Origin of the sequence: Litoreibacter ascidiaceicola, from assembly GCF_900129235.1 — a bacterium.
Taxonomy (GTDB): domain Bacteria; phylum Pseudomonadota; class Alphaproteobacteria; order Rhodobacterales; family Rhodobacteraceae; genus Litoreibacter; species Litoreibacter ascidiaceicola.
This window is the reverse complement of sequence record NZ_FQUV01000007.1, coordinates 67,969-86,642: the sequence shown is the minus strand read 5'-3', so window position 1 is coordinate 86,642 and position 18,674 is coordinate 67,969. Positions and strand designations below refer to the sequence as shown.

Sequence of the window (18,674 nt, the reverse complement as noted above, 5' to 3'; positions counted from 1 at the left end):
TGTCTGATGTCAGGTAATCACATCAGGTTCAACCCGACCTGTCTTCGCAGACAAATCCGAAACGGTCAGGGCAGCGTCAAGCACGCTTCCCAAAGCCTCTTCGGGTTGCATGTGCAGTTTGTCGGCAGCGGTCTCAAGCTGCTCCAGATAAATACGGATCGTGGCCCCTTCGGTCCCCGTACCCGACAGACGAAACACCGCCCTTGCCCCGCCTTCGAATGCGATGCGCAGACCTTGCCCTGCGGAATGAGAACCATCCACAGGGTCGTCATATGCAAATTCGTCCGCGGTCTCGACGGTCAGGCCCGCGATAGCTGTTCCGGCAAGCGAGGGCAGCTTGGCCCGCAACGCCTCGATCATCGCATTGGCTTTATCGCTATCGACATCCTCGTAGTCGTGGCGCGAATAATAGCACCGCCCATGGGCCTTCCAGAGATCTGCCATCAGATCGGCCACGGATTGTTTGGTCTCCGCCAGAATGTTCAACCACAGCAAGACCGCCCAAAGCCCGTCTTTTTCTCGAACATGGTCCGACCCGGTTCCGGCGCTTTCCTCGCCACACAAGGTCACCTTGCCCGCGTCCAAAAGATTGCCAAAAAACTTCCAACCGGTCGGGGTCTCGAAACAATCAATCCCAAGGCTCGCCGCCACTCGGTCGACCGCGCGCGAGGTCGGCATGGACCGTGCAACCCCAGCCAGCCCGTCTTTATAGCCGGGGGCCAGATGCGCCTTGGCGCACAGCACTGCAAGGCTGTCTGAGGGCGTCACATAAGCACCGCGTCCGACCACCATATTGCGGTCGCCGTCACCATCTGAGGCCGCTCCAAAATCGGGTGCACCTGCGCCGTACATCACGTCCATCAACTCCTTCGCCCAGATCGGGTTCGGGTCAGGATGGCCGCCGCCAAAATCAGGGCTTGGCGTGCCGTTCATCACTGTGCCTTTAGCCGCACCCAGTTTGCGCTCGAGGATCGCATGGGCGTAGGGGCCGGTCACCGCGTGCATGGCGTCAAACCGCATGGAGAAGCCGCTCGCAAACAATGCACGAATTTTGTCGAAGTCGAAAATCGTCTCCATCAATGCGGCGTAGTCTTCTACCGGATCGACGACTTCTACCTCCATGCCCTCATGGTTACGGGTTCCTAAGTTGTCGATGTCCACTCCGCACGAGGCAGTGATCTTGTAGATTTCAATCTTTGTCGTGCGTTTGAATATCTTATCGGTCACAGCTTCGGTCGCAGGCCCTCCGTTCGGCCCGTTATATTTCAAGCCGAAATCCGCGTTTGGGCCACCGGGGTTGTGGCTGGCCGACAGGATTAATCCGCCATCGGCGCGGCGCAGGCGAATAAGGTGGGAAACGGCGGGCGTCGAGAGAATGCCCCGCTGCCCGACAATGCATTTGGCCGCGTCATTTGCTGCTGCCATGTTCAAGATGATTTGTATCGCGTCGTCGTTGAAAAAACGGCCATCGCCACCGACCACCAGTGTTTTGCCTTCAACACCGCCAATCCCGTCGAAAATGGATTGGACGTAATTTTCGAGGTAGTGGGGCCGTTTGAAGACAGCAGTTTTCTTGCGCAACCCGCTGGTCCCCGGCTTCTGGCCATCAATCGGGTGCGTGCGCACTGTTTGCATTGGCATAGTCTATCCTCCCCTTAATTCAGCCTTTAGTTTCGCGTCTCGTGCGAGAACACGACGACTGCGTTCGCCGCCACCTGCATCCCTGCGGTCACCTCGATGGCGTCGTCCTGGCTGGTGTCGAAACGGCGCACCCATGCCCCTCCATCAGGTAGGGCGGGCGGCGTGATGTCCACGGTGTCGCCCCGGTTAAGAACGACCAGCAGCGCCCCCTCGCGATGCACGTATTCGGGCGAGCCTGACGCCATGCGCATTTCGACCACCAAAATATCCAAATTCGGATCATCCCAGTCGCTTTGCCGCATCGGCTTGCCATTTGAGCGCCGCCAGAACAGATCAGGTTCGCCGTCGATCAGCCGTTGGCGCGAATGCAGGAACCGTCGTTGCCGCAACAGGGGATGCATGCGCCGAAACGCTATCGCTTGCTGGCAGAATGTGAAGAAGGGGTCTTTTTCTTCAGGCCAGTTCACCCATCCGATCTCGTTGTCTTGGCAATAGGCGTTGTTGTTGCCGCCTTGTGAATTGCTTAATTCGTCGCCAGCCAGCATCATCGGAGTGCCTTGGGACAGCATCAATGTCGCGATCAGGTTGCGTTTGCGCCTGATCCGAGCGGCCATGATCTCAGGATCATCCGTCGCGCCCTCAACACCCATATTGTCCGAGTGGTTATTGGAATGCCCATCGCGGTTGTCTTCGCCGTTCGCCAGATTGTTCTTGTCCGAGTAACTGACGGTATCCTCCAGCGTGAAGCCGTCATGGGCAGTTAAAAAATTCAAAGACGACGTGGCGGAGCGGCCATCATGGTCAAAGAACTGGGCTGAGCCGGTAAGCCGACCGGCAAGGTCCGACACCTTGCCGCGATCACCACGCCAGAACTCTCTCACGTTGTCCCGAAACTTGTCATTCCATTCCGCAAACGGGGCCGGATAGGCTCCAAGCTGGTAGCCCCCGGGTCCAATATCCCAAGGCTCCGCGATAAGCTTCACCTTGTTCAAAACCGGATCTTGCCCGATCGCGCGAAAGAAGGGCCCATCGCTTTCAAACCCATGGCGCGTCCGGCCCAGTGCGGAGCACAGATCGAACCGGAACCCGTCTACATGCATGACTTCGACCCAATAGCGCAGGGAGTCCATCACCAGCCGGATAACAAAGGGATTTTCGAAATCCAACGTATTCCCGCACCCCGCGTCGTCGATATAGTAGCGTTTCTCATCCGCGAGCCGGTAGTAGCTGGCATTGTCCAGCCCGCGAAACATCAGCGTCGGCCCCATCTCCGACCCTTCGGCGGTGTGATTGTAGACTACGTCCAAAATCACCTCGATACCCGCAGAATGGAACCGTTCCACCATTTGCTGGAACTCCGAGATATCAGTGCCTTGCATGTAACGCGGGTCCGGCGCGAAGAACCCGTAGGTCATGTAACCCCAATAATTCGTCAGTCCGCGGTCCAGTAAGAACTTTTCGTTCAAGAACGCCTGTACGGGCAACAATTCGACTGCGGTGACACCCAGATTGTTGAGATGTTCAAGAATGGGATCAGATGCCATCGCAAGGTAGCTGCCGGCATTTTCAATATCCTCACGACCCGCAGTCAGCCCCTTCACATGGGCCTCGTAAATCACCGAGTTTTCCAACGAGTGGTTCGGTCGCGGTGTATCGTTCCAATCGAAATGCGGATCCACAACCACGCAGCGCGGCATGTATGGCGCGCTGTCGGTTTTGTCGAAACTGAGGTCCTTATCCTTGTGATCCGTCTTGTAGCCAAACAGCGCGTCATTCCATATCGGGTGTCCGGTCAGGCGCTTGGCATAGGGATCAATCAGCAGTTTGAACGGGTTGAAACGATGTCCTTCGCGGGGCTCATACGGCCCGTCCATCCGGTATCCGTATTGTTGTCCTGCTTTCAGGCCCGGAAGGTAGCCGTGCCACACATGGCCTTCGCGTTCGGGCAGGGTCACAACTTGGTGCTCGGCCCCGTCCTCGTCGAACAAACACAGCATCACCTTGGTCGCATGTTGCGAAAAGACGGCGAAATTCACCCCCTCGGCATCAGCAGTTGCCCCCAAAGGTGACGGCTGCCCAGGGCGAATTTGAAACGGCTGCGAGCTCATATCAGGCTGGCATAAATGGCGTGATATTCGGCGGCGGACGTCTCCCAGCCCACCGGTTGCGCCATCGCATTCCGCTGCATTGATTTCCAAACTTCAGGTTGCTTGTAGAGACCGCCCAGCCGCGCAAAGGCGTTCGCAAGCGCTTGGGAGGTGACAGGGAAGAACTGCAGGCCCGTCGCCACCCCTCTGGCAAGTGCGGCAGGCGAAGCGTTGATCACTGTGTCAGCAAGCCCACCGGTCAATGCGACCAACGGCAAGGTGCCGTAGCGCAGACCGTAAAGCTGGGTCAGACCGCAAGGCTCGAACCGCGATGGCACCAAGATAACGTCGCCGCCCGCCATCATCTGGTGCGACAGCGCTTCGTCGTAGCCGATCTTGACGGAGACGTTTTCCTGCCCTGCTGCCACCTCCAGCAACGCGACCTCCAGCCTCGGATCTCCGGATCCCAACAGAGCCAGTTGGCCTCCTTGTTTCAGCAGCTCAGGGAGTGCCTCCAGCAACAGATCAAGGCCTTTTTGTTCGGTCAACCGAGAGACCAACACGCACAGAGGGCCGTTAGATGTGCCAAGCCCAAAGGTTTTCTGCAGAGCTTTTTTGTTGGCAGCCTTTCCTGCGGCTGTTTTGTAAGGCTTGATATTCGGGTCCGTCGCGGGGTTCCAGATGGCCTCGTCTATGCCGTTTACGATCCCGGACAGATCCGATTTACGGTGCCGCAGAACACCGTCCATGCCAATGCCAAATTCCGGCGTTAGCAGTTCTTCGGCGTAGGTGCGCGAAACAGTTGTGATCTTGTCCGCGCCCATGAGTGCGGCCTTCAAAGCCGACACCTGTCCCCAGAACTCAAAATGCTCTGCGTTGAACCTTGCCGTGTCCAGCTTCAAAGCGGCAATTCTATCCGCCGAAGTATTTCCGTGAAATGCGATGTTGTGAACGGTAAAGACAAACGGCACGTCCACACCCGCCGCTTGCAAATACTCTGGTGTCAGTCCGGCCTGCCAGTCATGCCCATGCACAATGTCCGGCGTCCAGGTGCCTGCACCCTTATCGGCGATTATTGCAGCAACATAGGACAGCGCCGCGAACCGTTCGGGATTATCATCCCAATCCTCACCCGCCACGTCGCTGTAGATGCCGCCGTCGCGGTCATACAAATGCGGCGCGTCGATCACCAAAAGGTCCAAACCTGCCACTGTGCAGCTGCGCAACTTCGCGGACCCACCGAACAGATCTTTGTAGGTCTGGAGCACCTTGGTTTTACCAAGCTTTTCCATAACGGCTCTGTAGCCGGGCAACAATACCCGCACCTCGTCGCCGTAGGCCGCCAATGCAAGTGGTAGCGCGCCCGCGACGTCCGCCAAGCCTCCCGTCTTGATCAACGGAGCGCATTCCGAGACGACAAAGAGAACCTTCGTCATGAAGCCGCGGCCTTCTTGTTCAGCATGTCTTGGGTGATCAATGTCGTGCCACTCTCAGTGACACGGAACCATTTGGCGTCCTCACTGGGATCTTCGCCGACCACGAGACCCTCGGGAATAATCACACCGCCATCGACAACCACCCGCCGCAGTCGTGCCGAGCGATGAACCGTCACATTCGGCAATACCACCGCATGATCGAGCACAGCGTAGGAGTTGGTATGCACATTGGTGAACAGGCAGGAATTGCGAACTTCGGTCCCCGAAACAATGCACCCCCCCGACACCATTGACGAGATCGCCATGCCGCGCCGGTCGCGCTCGTCATGAATGAACTTCGCAGGAGGTACGCTTTCATTGTAGGTCCAGATCGGCCAGTCGCGATCCCACAGGTCTAACTCGGGGGTAAAATTCGTCAGGTCTATATGCGCCTGCCAGAATGCATCGACGGTGCCCACGTCTTTCCAATAGGCCGGCGCATCGTCCGCCCGCACGCAGCTATCGTCAAACCGGTGCGCCATGGCCTTACCGCCTTTGACGATCTCGGGGATCAGGTCGTTGCCGAAGTCATTGGTTGAATTGGGATCTTCGGCGTCTTTCAACAGAAGATCGCGCAGGAATTTCCAGTCGAACACATAGATCCCCATAGAGGCCAATGCCTTGTCGGGGTCCTCGGGCATGCCGGGTGGGTCAGCGGGCTTTTCAAGAAAGCTGGTAATGCGTCCGTCCTTGTCAGTGTCCATGACACCAAAGGCTGTGGCCTCCATGCGTGGTACCGTCAGGCAGCCAACGGTGACGTCCGCCTTAGTCTCGACATGCTGGCGCAGCATAATTTCGTAGTCCATTTTGTAGATATGGTCGCCTGCCAGAATGATCACGTGGTCCACTCCGTAGCTGTCCACGATGTCGATATTCTGGGTCACGGCGTCCGCGGTCCCTTTGTACCAGCTCTCATTGCCGCCACGTTGCGATGCCGGCAGCACGTCGATGAATTCGTTGCGTTCGGCGCGGAAGAAGTTCCAACCGCGCTGCGTATGGCGGATCAGGCTGTGCGCCTTGTATTGAGTGGCGATGGCCATCTTGCGGATGCCGGAATTTACTGCGTTGGACAGAGCAAAGTCGATAATGCGAGCCTTGCCGCCGAAAGGCACGGCAGGTTTCACACGCCGGTCTGTCAGCTCCTTTAAGCGGCTCCCGCGCCCTCCGGCCAGTACGAACACCATGGATCTCTGTGTTAAGCGCTTTGTCGGCATTCCTAGTCCTCCAACCAGTTGTTTCTACTTTTCGTCGCGTCGACGCAGAACCACCACGGAGAGCGGCGGCAACGTCAGTACCATTGACTGTGCATGCCCGTCTGCCGCCACGTCTTCCGCGTGACCGCCACCCAGATTGCCACGGTTCCCACCCCCGTAGATTGCAGCGTCAGTGTTGAGAGCTTCTTCCCAGAACCCCTGATCCGGAACGCCAATTCGAAATCCGTTCCGCTCAACCGGTGTGAAGTTGCATATCGCCACCACTGGCGCGTCTCCTGCATTGCCGTAGCGCACAAACCCTGTTGTTGACTGTGCAGGGTCGTTGCTCAACCATGCAAATCCGTCCGCCACACAATCTTTCACGTGCAGTGCCGGCGTCTCGCGGTAAAGCGTGTTCAGGTCCCGAACGAGTTGCTGCATGCCTTTGTTGGCCGGTTGCTCCGCCGCGCCCCAATTCAACTCGGAATTGTGGTCCCATTCTTCAGGCTGTGCAAATTCGCAGCCCATAAAGAGCAGCTTCTTGCCCGGCTGGGTCCACATGAAGGCGTAGTAGGCCCGCAGGTTGGCGAACTTCTCCCACTCGGTGCCCGGCATTTTTTCGATCATCGAGCCTTTGCCATGCACAACCTCATCATGGCTGATTGGTAGGATGAAGTTTTCCGTGAAGGCCCAGTCGATAGGAAAGGTCATCAGGTGGTGATCGTGCTGGCGGTAAATGGGGTCTTTTTCCATGTAGCGCAGGGTGTCGTTCATCCAGCCCATGTTCCACTTGTAACCAAAGCCAAGTCCGCCTGAATGTACTGGCTGCGACACGGCAGGGAATGACGTGCTTTCCTCGGCCACGGTCATCACGCTTGGGTCCGCGCCGTACACTGCGATGTTCATCTCTTGCAGGAACTCGATCGCTTCATAGTTTTCGCGCCCGCCGTCTTTGTTGGGCACCCATTCGCCATCGTTTCGCGAATAGTCGCGGTACAGCATCGAGGCCACAGCATCCACGCGTAGCCCGTCCAGATGGTATTCCTCCATCCAATAGAGTGCGTTCGAAACGAAGTAATTCTTCACTTCGCGCCGCCCGTAATTAGGGATCAACGTGTTCCAGTCTTGATGAAAACCCTCACGCGGGTCGGCATGCTCATAGAGCGCGGTGCCGTCAAATTTGGCGAGGCCATGTTCATCCGCCGGGAAATGCCCCGGAACCCAATCCAGCAATACGCCGATCTCGGCGGCGTGGGCGGCCTCTATAAGGTCGCGAAATTCATGTGGAGGGCCGAACCGAATGGTCGGTGCAAACATACCAACGGGTTGATAGCCCCACGACCCGTCAAAGGGGAATTCAGACACCGGTAGCAATTCGATATGGGTAAAGCCCATGAACTTCGTATATGCCACAAGATCGCGGGCAAGCTCTTTGTAACTTAAGGGCCGTCCGCCATCATCGTAGCGGCGGCGCCACGATCCAAGATGAACCTCGTAGATCGAAATGGGGGCCGACCGATCTGCCCGTGCTGCGCGGGCTTTCATCCAAGCGTCGTCTTTCCAGCCGTATCCGCCAATATCGCGAACAATCGAGGCTTTCTCTGGCGGGTGCTGCGACCCGAACCCCACCGGATCAGCTTTCAGCACCACTGATCCGTCAGCACCGACAACCTCGTACTTGTACAATGCCCCGTCGCCGACTTGCGGCAAGAAAATCTCCCAAACACCGGTTTGCCCCGCAGGCCGCATCGGGTGGCGGCGGCCATCCCATTGGTTGAAATCTCCTACAACACTGACGCGACGCGCATTGGGTGCCCAGACGGCGAAGTGAACACCTGCCACCTTTTGATGTGTGGTCACATGCGCTCCAAGAACCCGCCACAGCTCTTTGTGAGTGCCTTCGCCGACCAGATACTGATCGAAATCCGAAAGAACGGGATCAAAGGCAAACGGATCATGCGTCGTATGTTCAGACCCGTCCGCGTAACGCATTGTCAGGGAGTAGGCTTTCCCCGGGACAGGGCCTGAGAACACGTCGCCTTCAAGGCGTGGCAGAATTGTCTTTTTATTGCCAACGGTCGCAAAAACCTCGACTGCGTCTGGCTGAAATGTCGTGATCCACCGCTTATTTCCGACTTTGTGCGGCCCAAGAACTTCAAATGGCGTGGAATGGGAGCCGTTGTTAAGCGCAGCCAATGCGTCCGAACTAACGGTCTTTGGGCTCCGCGCAGCGCATTTTTCGGACATCCTAGACACTCCAGTCGATCTATTGCGGTCATCTGCGCTTTCGCGTGAAAGTGAAGCATGTACGCACCATACACGTCAACCAAACGCAGTGCAGACAACGAAACATCTGGTTGATGCTCGGCGAACCAGCGTTAGTGAAAACCGTTACGGCCCGTCATACCTGCATTCCGCGCCAACCTGTGCGAATTGAGCTGATCTTGGGGTACCCGATTGATACTTCAGGATGAAGAAGGAACAAGTATAAAATCCACTTTAGACCCACTCAGAACTGGAACGTTTCTAAAGCAACCGTTTGATTAACCGCTGCGAATTTACCTTTGCCTCGCACATCCGCTATCCAGCCATCTCCACTGCTAAGCTCGTCGGCCAATGTCTGCTTCGGGCAAGCTGCAATGCGCTGACATTTTGGCGACAGACGGCAGCTCATCGCTGCTTTCTGCACTTAATAAAGTTGGAAGGTCCAACCGGCATTTCTGTCCGCGACCTGTGAATTCGAGGTAAGATTTTCGCTACGGTCTGCAAGGATGACAGAACTCTTCGCTGCGCGGCGGAGCCATTTTTTGCTCACGCGGCAATTCTGACGCTGCGAGCGCAAGCAGCGAGAAAATCCAAAGTACACAGTGGGCTCCAGGCAGACCTTTGCATCTTGCCACACCCGGAATCAGGTCGAAGGCGATTGTCGATCCAAGAGCCGCCGACCAACCGGTTCGCGCCTCAACACGCCCTGCATTCACCAAATCTCAACTTTCCTCACCGCGCGCCGTGTTAACCACGCCAAATCCCGACACAATGCCCGACGCAATGCCGACGCAATGCCGACGCTTTGCAGACGGCTTGCCGACCGCCCAAAACCCTTGTTTTGCAGACGTTAACCCTCAATTCGCACCCCAAGCGTCGCGCACCGCGCAGACACCGTCCCACGGGTTAACCCTTCCGTCGGACACGGATTTCCGATATAGCCAAATTACAACCGATTTAAGGCCAGCCGCACATGCCCATCGCCCTCGAAACCTTCTTTCTGGACCCCGCCTTCGAGGGCACGCTTCAACAGCAAATCCAGCAGTTGGTCGCAGGCGGCATCCTGTCCGGTCGCTTCCGCCCCGGCGAAAAACTCCCCTCCTCGCGCAAGCTCGCCACGCATCTGGGCGTCAGCCGGATCACCGTCACGCTGGCCTATAACGAGTTGATGGCCGACGACTACCTGTCCTCCGCTGGCCGCTCCGGTTACTTCGTGTCCGAGAACGCGCCGGAGCCGCCGCAGCTCAGCCCGCGCTCATCTTCGGACACCGTTGACTGGACGCGCGCCATCGGCAACCGTTTCTCCGGAAACCTGCAAATCGAGAAACCTCTCGATTGGCGAAAATACAAATATCCCTTTATTTACGGTCAGGTAGACCCGTCACTATTTGATCGCCAGAACTGGCGTCTTTGTGCTGTCCGCGCCCTCGGGCAGCGTGATTTTGACAGCCTGACGGCGGATCAGGTTGATCGGGACGATCCTCAACTGTTGGAATTTATCGCCCGGAACACCCTGCCCCGCCGCGGTATTCTGGCAAAACCCGAGGAGATTCTGATCACCGTCGGCGCGCAAAACGCCCTGTGGCTGGCAGCACAGGTGCTGCTCACCCAGCGCCGGACCGCAGCGCATGAAAACCCGTGCTACCCCGGCCTGCGGTCGATTTTGCACCAGTCGCGCTGCCACCGGATCGAGATACCCGTGGACGGCGACGGGTTGCCCCCCGACCTTGTTCCACCCGAAACGGACGTGGTCTTCACAACGCCCAGCCACCAATGCCCGACAGCCTCCACCATGCCGATTTCGCGCCGCAAAGAGCTTCTGCGCCGCGCGTCAGAGGACGATTTCCTGATTGTCGAGGATGACTACGAATTCGAAATGTCCTTCCTCAAACCACCGTCACCCGCCTTGAAATCGCTCGATGACGACGGTCGGGTGATCTATGTCGGGTCATTCTCCAAATCCCTTTTTCCCGGACTCCGTCTAGGCTATCTTGTTGGTCCTGAACCATTTATTCGCGAGGCGCGCGCGCTTCGCTCAGCCGTTCTCAGGCATCCTCCGGGTCACATGCAACGCACCGCGGCGTATTTTCTGTCCCTTGGGCACTACGACGCCTTGGTGCGCCGCTTGCGCAACGCCTTCCACGACCGACGCCGCATCATGGATAGTGCCTTCGCGGAATACGGGCTGACCGTGGCGGGTGCCGGCGCATTTGGCGGCTCCAGCTACTGGATGCGCGCCCCTGACGGCGTTGACACCAAAGAGCTGGGGGACCGCTTAAGACACAAGTCCGTTCTGATTGAACCCGGAGCCGCCTTTTGCGAAAGCACATCGCGGGAATACAAGCATTACCGTCTGGCCTATTCCTCTATCGGCGCCGCGCAGATCACGCCCGGGGTGGCATTAATCGCAGCCGAGATTGAACAAATGCTGCGCTGAATTAGCGTTTACACCTCCCGTGCGCGACGCTCTGAAACGCTTTTATCGACTGGAAAACGAGCGCGGCGAGCCAATTTTTGGACTTATAGTCTGAAACAACTGGTCATAACGCGACTCTCGTCCACACCATAGTTTCCATCCAGACATATACAAACGGGCACCTGCGCCCGCCTTTACCTACATTGGGAGATCGCCACCATGAAGATGACGACCGAAGAAGCTTTCGTTAAAACCCTGCAAATGCACGGTATCCGCCATGCGTTCGGCATTATCGGCTCCGCCATGATGCCAATCTCTGACCTCTTTCCAGCCGCGGGCATCAAGTTTTGGGACTGCGCCCATGAAATGACCGCCGGTATGATGGCAGACGGCTTCACCCGCGCCACCGGAGAGATGTCGATGATGATCGCCCAAAACGGGCCAGGCATCACCAACTTCGTAACGCCTGTTAAAACCGCCTACTGGAACCACACCCCGCTGCTGTTGGTCACGCCTCAGGCCGCAAACAAAACCATCGGCCAAGGTGGTTTTCAGGAAATGGAACAGATGAACCTGTTCAAAGACTGTGTGGCTTATCAGGAAGAAGTGCGTGATCCGACACGCATCGCCGAAACGCTAAACCGCTGCATCATGCAAGCGCACCGCGCTTCCGCCCCCGTTCAGATGAACATCCCGCGCGACTTCTGGACGCAAGTGATCGACATCGAACTGCCTGTCGCTGTTGACTTCGAACGCCCTGCTGGCGGTCAAGACGCTGTTGCCAAAGCCGCTGATTTGCTGTCTTCGGCCAAGTTCCCTGTGATCCTGAACGGCGCTGGCGTTGTGCTGGCAGGCGGTATTGATGCTTCAATGAAGCTGGCGGAAAAACTCGATGCGCCCGTTTGCGTTGGTTACCAACACAACGATGCTTTCCCGGGCAATCACCCGCTGTTCGCAGGCCCACTAGGGTACAACGGCTCGAAAGCCGCCATGGAGTTGATCTCCAAGGCGGACGTCGTGCTGGCACTTGGCACGCGTCTGAACCCGTTCTCCACTTTGCCCGGCTACGGCATCGACTATTGGCCCACAGAGGCGAAGGTCATTCAGGTTGATTTGAACCCCGACCGCATCGGTCTGACCAAGAAAGTGACCGTCGGAATTGTCGGAGACGCCAAAAAAGTGGCCGAAGGCATCCTTGATCGTCTGAAAGACAGCGCAGGCGACGCTGGCCGCGCGGATCGCAAGAACCTGATTGCACAGACCAAATCCGCTTGGGCGCAGGAACTCACCTCTCTTGACCATGAGAACGACGATCCGGGCACCACATGGAACGAGCGTGCACGCACCCGTGAGCCGCAAAAAATGGCACCTCGTCAGGCTTGGCGCGCCATTCAAGCTGCTCTGCCGAAGAATGCCATCATTTCGTCGGACATCGGCAACAACTGCGCAATCGGCAATGCTTACCCGTCATTTGAGGAAGGCCGCAAATATCTGGCCCCCGGCCTGTTCGGCCCATGCGGCTACGGCTTTCCTGCCATCACTGGCGCAAAAATCGGTCGCCCCGATGTTCCGGTTGTCGGCTTCGCCGGTGACGGCGCGTTCGGTATTTCGATGAACGAAATGGTCTCCGTTGGCCGCGGCGACTGGCCTGCAATGACCATGGTCATTTTCCGCAACTATCAGTGGGGCGCCGAGAAGCGGAACACCACCTTGTGGTATGACGACAACTTTGTTGGCACCGAGTTGAACGACAACGTCTCTTACGCGAAAATCGCTGACGCATGTGGTTTGAAAGGTGTTCAAGTCGCCACCATGGAAGAGTTGACCGAAGCGCTGAACACAGCGATCAAGGGTCAAATGGAAGACAACGTCACCACGTTCATCGAGGTTCTATTAAACCAGGAACTGGGAGAGCCGTTCCGCCGTGACGCAATGAAGAAACCTGTTGCGGTTGCTGGTGTAGCTGCATCGGATATGGCCGCCGAGTAATTCTCGCGCCATACTACGAACCTTACCCGCCCCAAGAAATTGGGGCGGGTTTCGTGGTGAACAGGCCGCGTTTTGGGAGAGACCGCAATGACCACCGACAATCCATTCCTATCCCAACGCGACGCCGTATGCCCAAGCTGGCTTCTGGACATGGCGCAGAAAGCCGCGACCCCGCGCGTTGCAATCGCCCGCGCTGGCGCGCCCCTGCCGATGGAAGCCGCCCGTGACGCCACCGAGGCAAACATCATGGAGCCGGTCTTCACCGGTGAGCGCGCGATGATCGAGGCCGAGGCCGAAAGGCTGGGCTGGGACATCTCGCAATTCCAACTGATCGAAGCGACCGGCGAGCAGGAAAGCGGCCAAGCCGCTGCCATGGCCTGCGGCGAGGGCCGCGCCGACGTGATGATGAAAGGCCAGCTGCACTCCGACACCTTCATGCGCGCCGCCTTGGCGCGTGATGCAGGGCTGCGGACGGGCAACCGTCTGGTGCACATCTTCCACATCACCCACCCTGATGGTGGCAAGTCGATCTCCATTTCGGACGCGGCGGTAAACGTCTCCCCGAACCTTGAGACCCGCAAAGACGCCACCCGCGAAGTGGTCAAACTGCTCCAGATGCTTGGAACCGATCGCCCCAAGGTCGCCTTCCTGTCCGCAACCGAAAGTGTGCTGCCGGCCGTCCCCTCCTCGGTCGAGGCGGATGAATTGGAAACTTGGGCCAAGTCCGAGATCAAAACCGCAGACTTCTCCGGCCCGCTGGCGCTCGACCTGATCCTGTCCCCCGCCGCCGTTGCCACCAAAAAACTGACCGCCGATCCCGTCGCTGGTCAGGCGGATGCCATCATCGTGCCGGACATCGTATCGGGCAACTCCCTGTTCAAATCGCTCGTGTATCTCTCGGGTGGATGTGCTGCGGGTATCGTCATGGGGGCCAAAGTCCCCGTCCTTCTGACCTCTCGCGCCGACCCGCCTGCTGCCCGCATGGCATCCTGCTGCCTCGCGGCGATCGTCAACGCCGCCAACAAAAACAGCTGACCGGAGTCTTCCCATGAACCAACCCGTGATCGACCTCTCCCCCAAGGTCAGCGACGAAATCCGCAAAACAACTTGCTACATGTGTGCCTGCCGCTGCGGGATCGACGTGCACATGAAGGACGGCAAGGTTGCCTATATCGAGGGCAACCGCGACCACCCCGTGAACCAAGGCGTTCTATGCGCCAAGGGCAGCGCGGGCATCATGCAGCACAACGCGCCATCCCGCCTGACCGCCCCAATGAAACGCACAGGCCCGCGCGGCTCCGGCGAGTTCGAGACAATCACGTGGGACGAAGCCTATGACATCGCGACGGGCATCCTGAAGCCGATCCGGGAGTCCGCCCCCGAAAAGCTGGCCTTCTTCACCGGCCGCGACCAGTCGCAAAGCTTCACCTCGCTTTGGGCGCAAGGTTTCGGCACGCCGAACTACGCGGCACATGGCGGCTTCTGCTCGGTCAACATGGCCGCCGCTGGCATCTACACCATGGGCGGCGCGTTCTGGGAGTTTGGCCAGCCCGACTGGGACCGCACCAAAATGGTTATGATCTTTGGCGTCGCCGAAGACCATGACAGCAACCCGATCAAAATGGGTCTGGGCAAGGTCAAGGCACGCGGCGCCAAGGTCTATGGCGTGAACCCCATCCGCTCCGGCTACAACGCCATTGCAGACGAATGGGTTGGCATCACACCCGGCACAGACGGGCTGTTCATCCTGTCCATGGTCCATGAGCTGTTCAAAGCCGGAAAGCTCGACCTCGACTATCTGGCGCAATTCACCAACGCGCCCGTGCTGGTGAATGGCGATGAGAAATCCGAGGATTTCGGCCTGCTCCTGCGCGACAAAGACAACAGGCTGATGGTGATGGACCGCGCCACCGGCAAGCCTGCGGCCTTCGACGCCAAGGGTGTGAAACCCGATCTGGCAGGCTCCCTGCGCGACGCAGGCATCAGCCACCGCTCGGTCTTCCAACACATGGCCGAGAAATATCTCGACCCGCAATACGCCCCCGAAGCCGTGGCCGAACGCACGGGCATTTCAGCCGACCGCATCAAGCGCATCGCGGCGGAACTTGCCGATGTGGCGTTCAACCAATCCATCGAGCTGGACCGCGAATGGACCGACTTCCGCGGCCACAAACACACCAAAATGGTCGGGCGTCCAGTGTCCTTCCACGCCATGCGCGGTATCTCCGCCCACGCCAACGGCTTCCAAACCTGCCGTGCGCTGCATGTGTTGCAGATCATCCTTGGCAGCGTCGAGACCCCCGGCGGCATGCGCTTCAAGCCGCCCTACCCCAAGCCACCGGAAGCCCACCCGAAGCCGCATTACGGCGTCACACCCGGCCAAGCCCTCGACGGCCCGCACTTGGGTTTCACCCACGGCCCCGACGACCTGTGTCTCAAAGAAGACGGCACCCCCGCTCGCATCGATAAGGCCTTCACATGGGAAAACCCGATGTCGAGCCACGGTATGATGCATATGGTCATCTCCAACGCCCACGCGGGTAACCCGTACAAGATCGACACGCTGTTCATGTATATGGCCAACATGTCGTGGAACTCCTCGATGAACACGCGCGGCGTGATCGAGATGCTGACCGACCAAGACAGCGACGGGAACTACGTGATCCCGAACATCATCTATTCCGACGCCTATAGCTCGGAAATGGTGGCCTATGCCGACCTGATCCTGCCCGACACCACATACCTTGAACGCCACGACTGCATCAGCCTTCTGGATCGCCCGATCTGCGAGGCAGATGCCGTCGCCGACGCAATCCGTTGGCCTGTGGTCGAGCCTGACCGCGACGTCAAAGGCTTCCAATCGGCACTTTGCGATCTTGGCGGGCGTCTTGGCTTGCCGGGTTTCGTCAACGAGGACGGCTCCCAGAAATACAAAGACTACGCCGACTACATCACCAACCACATCCGCCGCCCCGGCGTCGGCCCTCTGGCGGGCTTCCGTGGTGACGGTGACGATCACGGGCGAGGCGATAGCAATCCTGACCAACTTGACCGCTACATCGAAAACGGCGGCTTCTGGATGGAGCACGTCCCCGAGGACGCGGCTTTCTACAAGCCGTGGAACATGAACTATCAAGACTGGGCCGTGAAGAAGTCCTTCTTTGATAAAACCATGCCCTACCTGTTCAACCTCTATGTCGAGCCGATGCGCAAATTCCAGCTGGCCGCCGAAGGCCACGGCACCCGCCAGCCGCCAGAGCACCTGCGCGAGCGGATCAAGCAAACGATGGACCCACTACCGATCTGGTATTCGAACGAGGACGAGAACAAGGCCGACGAATACCCCATCACCGCCCTGACCCAGCGCCCGATGGCGATGTACCACTCTTGGGGCAGCCAAAACGCTTGGCTGCGCCAGATCCATGGCCACAACCCGCTCTACGTTCCTCAGAAAATCTGGGACGACAACAACTTCAAGGAAGGCGACTGGGCGCGCGTCACCTCCCCCCATGGCGAGATCACCGTCCCCGTCGCGTTGCAAAAAGCGTTGAACGACAGCACGGTCTGGACGTGGAACGCCATCGGCAAACGCAAAGGCGCGTGGGCCTTGGAACAGGACGCGCCGGAGGCCACCAAAGGCTTCCTGCTCAACCACCTGATCCACGAGCTGCTGCCTCCCAAAGGCGACGGTCTCCGCTGGGCCAACTCCGACCCGATCACCGGCCAAGCCGCTTGGTTCGACTTGAAGGTCCGCATCTCCAAAGCGGCACCTCCCGCGCACAACCAGTCGCAACCAGAGGTCGAGGCGCAGAATTCGCCAGTCGGCACAGGGCCGTCGAAACTGGCATGGAAGGTGGGGAAATGACCTCTATTCCTGATCGTTTTAGGTGCCATACAGAAATCCGACGCAATGCCGACGCATTGCCGACAGCCGAAAAGGGCCTGAAATGACCCAACTCCCGACCCACACCGAAAAGAAGCTGGGGCTTGTGATCGACCTCGACACCTGCGTCGGCTGCCATGCTTGCGTGATCTCTTGCAAAGGCTGGAACACCGAAAACTACGGCGCGCCATTGTCGGATCAAAACCCCTATGGCGCGGACCCGTCCGGCACCTTCCTGAACCGTGTGCACTCCTACGAGGTGACGCCGGATGAAGGCGCCGCGATGACGGTCCACTTCCCCAAATCCTGCCTGCATTGCGAAGATGCACCCTGCGTCACCGTCTGCCCCACAGGGGCGTCCTATAAGCGTGTGGAAGACGGGATCGTGCTGGTGAACGAGTCCGACTGCATCGGCTGCGGCCTGTGCGCATGGGCCTGCCCCTATGGCGCGCGGGAGATGGATCAGGCCGAAGGAGTGATGAAGAAATGCACCCTCTGCGTCGACCGTATCTACAACGAAAACCTGCCGGAAATCGACCGCGAGCCCGCCTGCGTGCGCACTTGCCCGTCGGGTGCACGGCACTTTGGTGATCTGGGCGACGAGACCTCCGACGTGTCCAAACTGGTGGCCGAACGCGGTGGCATGGACCTGATGCCAGAGCTTGGGACCAAACCCGTCAACAAATACCTTCCGCCGCGCCCCAAGGATGACCAGATCGACATCCTCGCCCCCTTCCTCGAGACCGTCGCGGAGGAGCCGCAGGGTTTCCTTGGCTGGCTCGATAAAACGCTCGAAAGGATCGGCTGATGCATCCCGCTCCATCCATTATCTTCTTCACCGTTTTCTCTGGGCTGGGCTTTGGCCTGCTGACATTCCTTGGCTTCGGCAAACCTGACTATTCGGGCTTCACCGCATTCATCTTCTTCCTCATCGCCTATGTGTTCGCAGTCGGTGGCTTGGTCTCCTCGACCTTCCACCTCGGCAACCCACAAAGGGCGCTGAAAGCGTTCTCGCAGTGGCGCAGCAGCTGGTTGTCGCGCGAAGGGTGTTTGGCCGTGGCGGCCCTGACTGTCATGGGGATCTATGCCATTGGTGTGGTCTTCCTCGACACCCGCTGGACCCTGCTTGGACTGGTCGGCGCGGCCCTAAGCCTTGCAACCGTGTTCGGCACCTCGATGATCTACACCCAGATCACCACCGTGCCGCGTTGGAGCCATTGGACGACACCAGTGTTGTTCATCTTATACGCATTGACGGGTGGCGCATTTCTGGCGGGCCAGACGTCGATCGCGGCCCCCATGCTACTGCTCCTTGGCGTGTTTCAATGTGTGTATTGGATCATCGGCGACAAGCTGTTCTCGGCCTCCGGCTCCACCATCGAGACCGCTACCGGATTGGGGAGCATGGGCAAGATCCGCATGTTCGAAGCACCGCATAGCTCCAAGAATTACCTGATGAAGGAAATGGTCCATGTGGTCGGTCGCAAGCACGCCCGCACCCTGCGCATCATTGGTGTGTTATGCCTGTCGCTGCTGCCCTACCTGCTGCTGGTGCTGCCGCCGTTCTATCACCTGATATCGCTACTGGCGTTGCTGCTGCACATCGGGGGCGCATTGATCCTTCGCTGGCTTTTCTTCGCGGAGGCCGAACACACCGTGGGTCTTTACTACGGTCAGCGCTAAGCCAAACCCCTCAATGCAAAAGGCCCCGCCAATCACGGCGGG

The 18,674-nt window shown here is 58.5% G+C and carries 11 protein-coding genes; 6 read left to right on the top strand and 5 right to left on the bottom strand.

The genetic code is table 11. The annotated features are described in order from the left end of the window. Nucleotides 1-9: 9 nt before the first annotated feature. The 5 genes from BUB72_RS14470 to glgB are packed head-to-tail and all read right to left on the bottom strand — an operon-like array spanning nucleotide 10 to nucleotide 8,643. Nucleotides 10-1,641: an alpha-D-glucose phosphate-specific phosphoglucomutase gene (locus tag BUB72_RS14470; protein ID WP_073145181.1), complete on the bottom strand. Its 1,632-nt coding sequence runs from the start codon at nucleotides 1,639-1,641 to the stop codon at nucleotides 10-12. Nucleotides 1,642-1,667: 26 nt separating this feature from the next. Further along, nucleotides 1,668-3,749, bottom strand: coding sequence for a glycogen debranching protein GlgX (gene glgX / locus BUB72_RS14465; protein WP_073145179.1), 2,082 nt, complete (start codon nucleotides 3,747-3,749; stop codon nucleotides 1,668-1,670). Then, nucleotides 3,746-5,164: a glycogen synthase GlgA gene (glgA, locus tag BUB72_RS14460; RefSeq protein WP_073145170.1), complete on the bottom strand. Its 1,419-nt coding sequence runs from the start codon at nucleotides 5,162-5,164 to the stop codon at nucleotides 3,746-3,748. The genes glgX and glgA overlap by 4 nt, the downstream gene beginning before the upstream one ends. Next, nucleotides 5,161-6,417, bottom strand: a complete 1,257-nt coding sequence (glgC, locus tag BUB72_RS14455; protein ID WP_073145138.1) for a glucose-1-phosphate adenylyltransferase — start codon at nucleotides 6,415-6,417, stop codon at nucleotides 5,161-5,163. Before glgC ends, glgA begins: the two co-directional genes overlap by 4 nt. A 24-nt stretch (nucleotides 6,418-6,441) precedes the next feature. Further along, the gene (glgB, locus tag BUB72_RS14450) at nucleotides 6,442-8,643 is read right to left on the bottom strand and encodes a 1,4-alpha-glucan branching protein GlgB (protein ID WP_073145136.1); all 2,202 of its coding nucleotides are present in this window, start codon (nucleotides 8,641-8,643) and stop codon (nucleotides 6,442-6,444) included. A gap of 991 nt (nucleotides 8,644-9,634) precedes the next feature. Between glgB and pdxR the strand changes: the two genes are divergently transcribed. The 6 genes from pdxR to BUB72_RS14420 all read left to right on the top strand — a co-directional run bounded on the left by pdxR (nucleotide 9,635) and on the right by BUB72_RS14420 (nucleotide 18,632). Further along, the gene (gene pdxR, locus BUB72_RS14445) at nucleotides 9,635-11,098 is read left to right on the top strand and encodes a MocR-like pyridoxine biosynthesis transcription factor PdxR (protein WP_073145134.1); all 1,464 of its coding nucleotides are present in this window, start codon (nucleotides 9,635-9,637) and stop codon (nucleotides 11,096-11,098) included. 198 nt (nucleotides 11,099-11,296) lie between these two features. Then, nucleotides 11,297-13,066 (top strand): sulfoacetaldehyde acetyltransferase, encoded by a 1,770-nt coding sequence (gene xsc, locus BUB72_RS14440; protein WP_073145131.1) that lies wholly within the window; start codon nucleotides 11,297-11,299, stop codon nucleotides 13,064-13,066. An 87-nt stretch (nucleotides 13,067-13,153) separates the two neighbouring features. Then, complete coding sequence (locus tag BUB72_RS14435; RefSeq protein ID WP_073145129.1) at nucleotides 13,154-14,101, top strand: phosphate acyltransferase; 948 nt, start codon at nucleotides 13,154-13,156, stop codon at nucleotides 14,099-14,101. Nucleotides 14,102-14,114: 13 nt separating this feature from the next. Then, nucleotides 14,115-16,931: a molybdopterin oxidoreductase family protein gene (locus BUB72_RS14430; RefSeq protein WP_073145127.1), complete on the top strand. Its 2,817-nt coding sequence runs from the start codon at nucleotides 14,115-14,117 to the stop codon at nucleotides 16,929-16,931. 82 nt (nucleotides 16,932-17,013) lie between these two features. After that, complete coding sequence (locus BUB72_RS14425; RefSeq protein WP_073145125.1) at nucleotides 17,014-17,757, top strand: 4Fe-4S dicluster domain-containing protein; 744 nt, start codon at nucleotides 17,014-17,016, stop codon at nucleotides 17,755-17,757. Further along, nucleotides 17,757-18,632: a dimethyl sulfoxide reductase anchor subunit family protein gene (locus BUB72_RS14420; protein ID WP_073145123.1), complete on the top strand. Its 876-nt coding sequence runs from the start codon at nucleotides 17,757-17,759 to the stop codon at nucleotides 18,630-18,632. The genes BUB72_RS14425 and BUB72_RS14420 overlap by 1 nt, the downstream gene beginning before the upstream one ends. Nucleotides 18,633-18,674 lie beyond the last annotated feature (42 nt).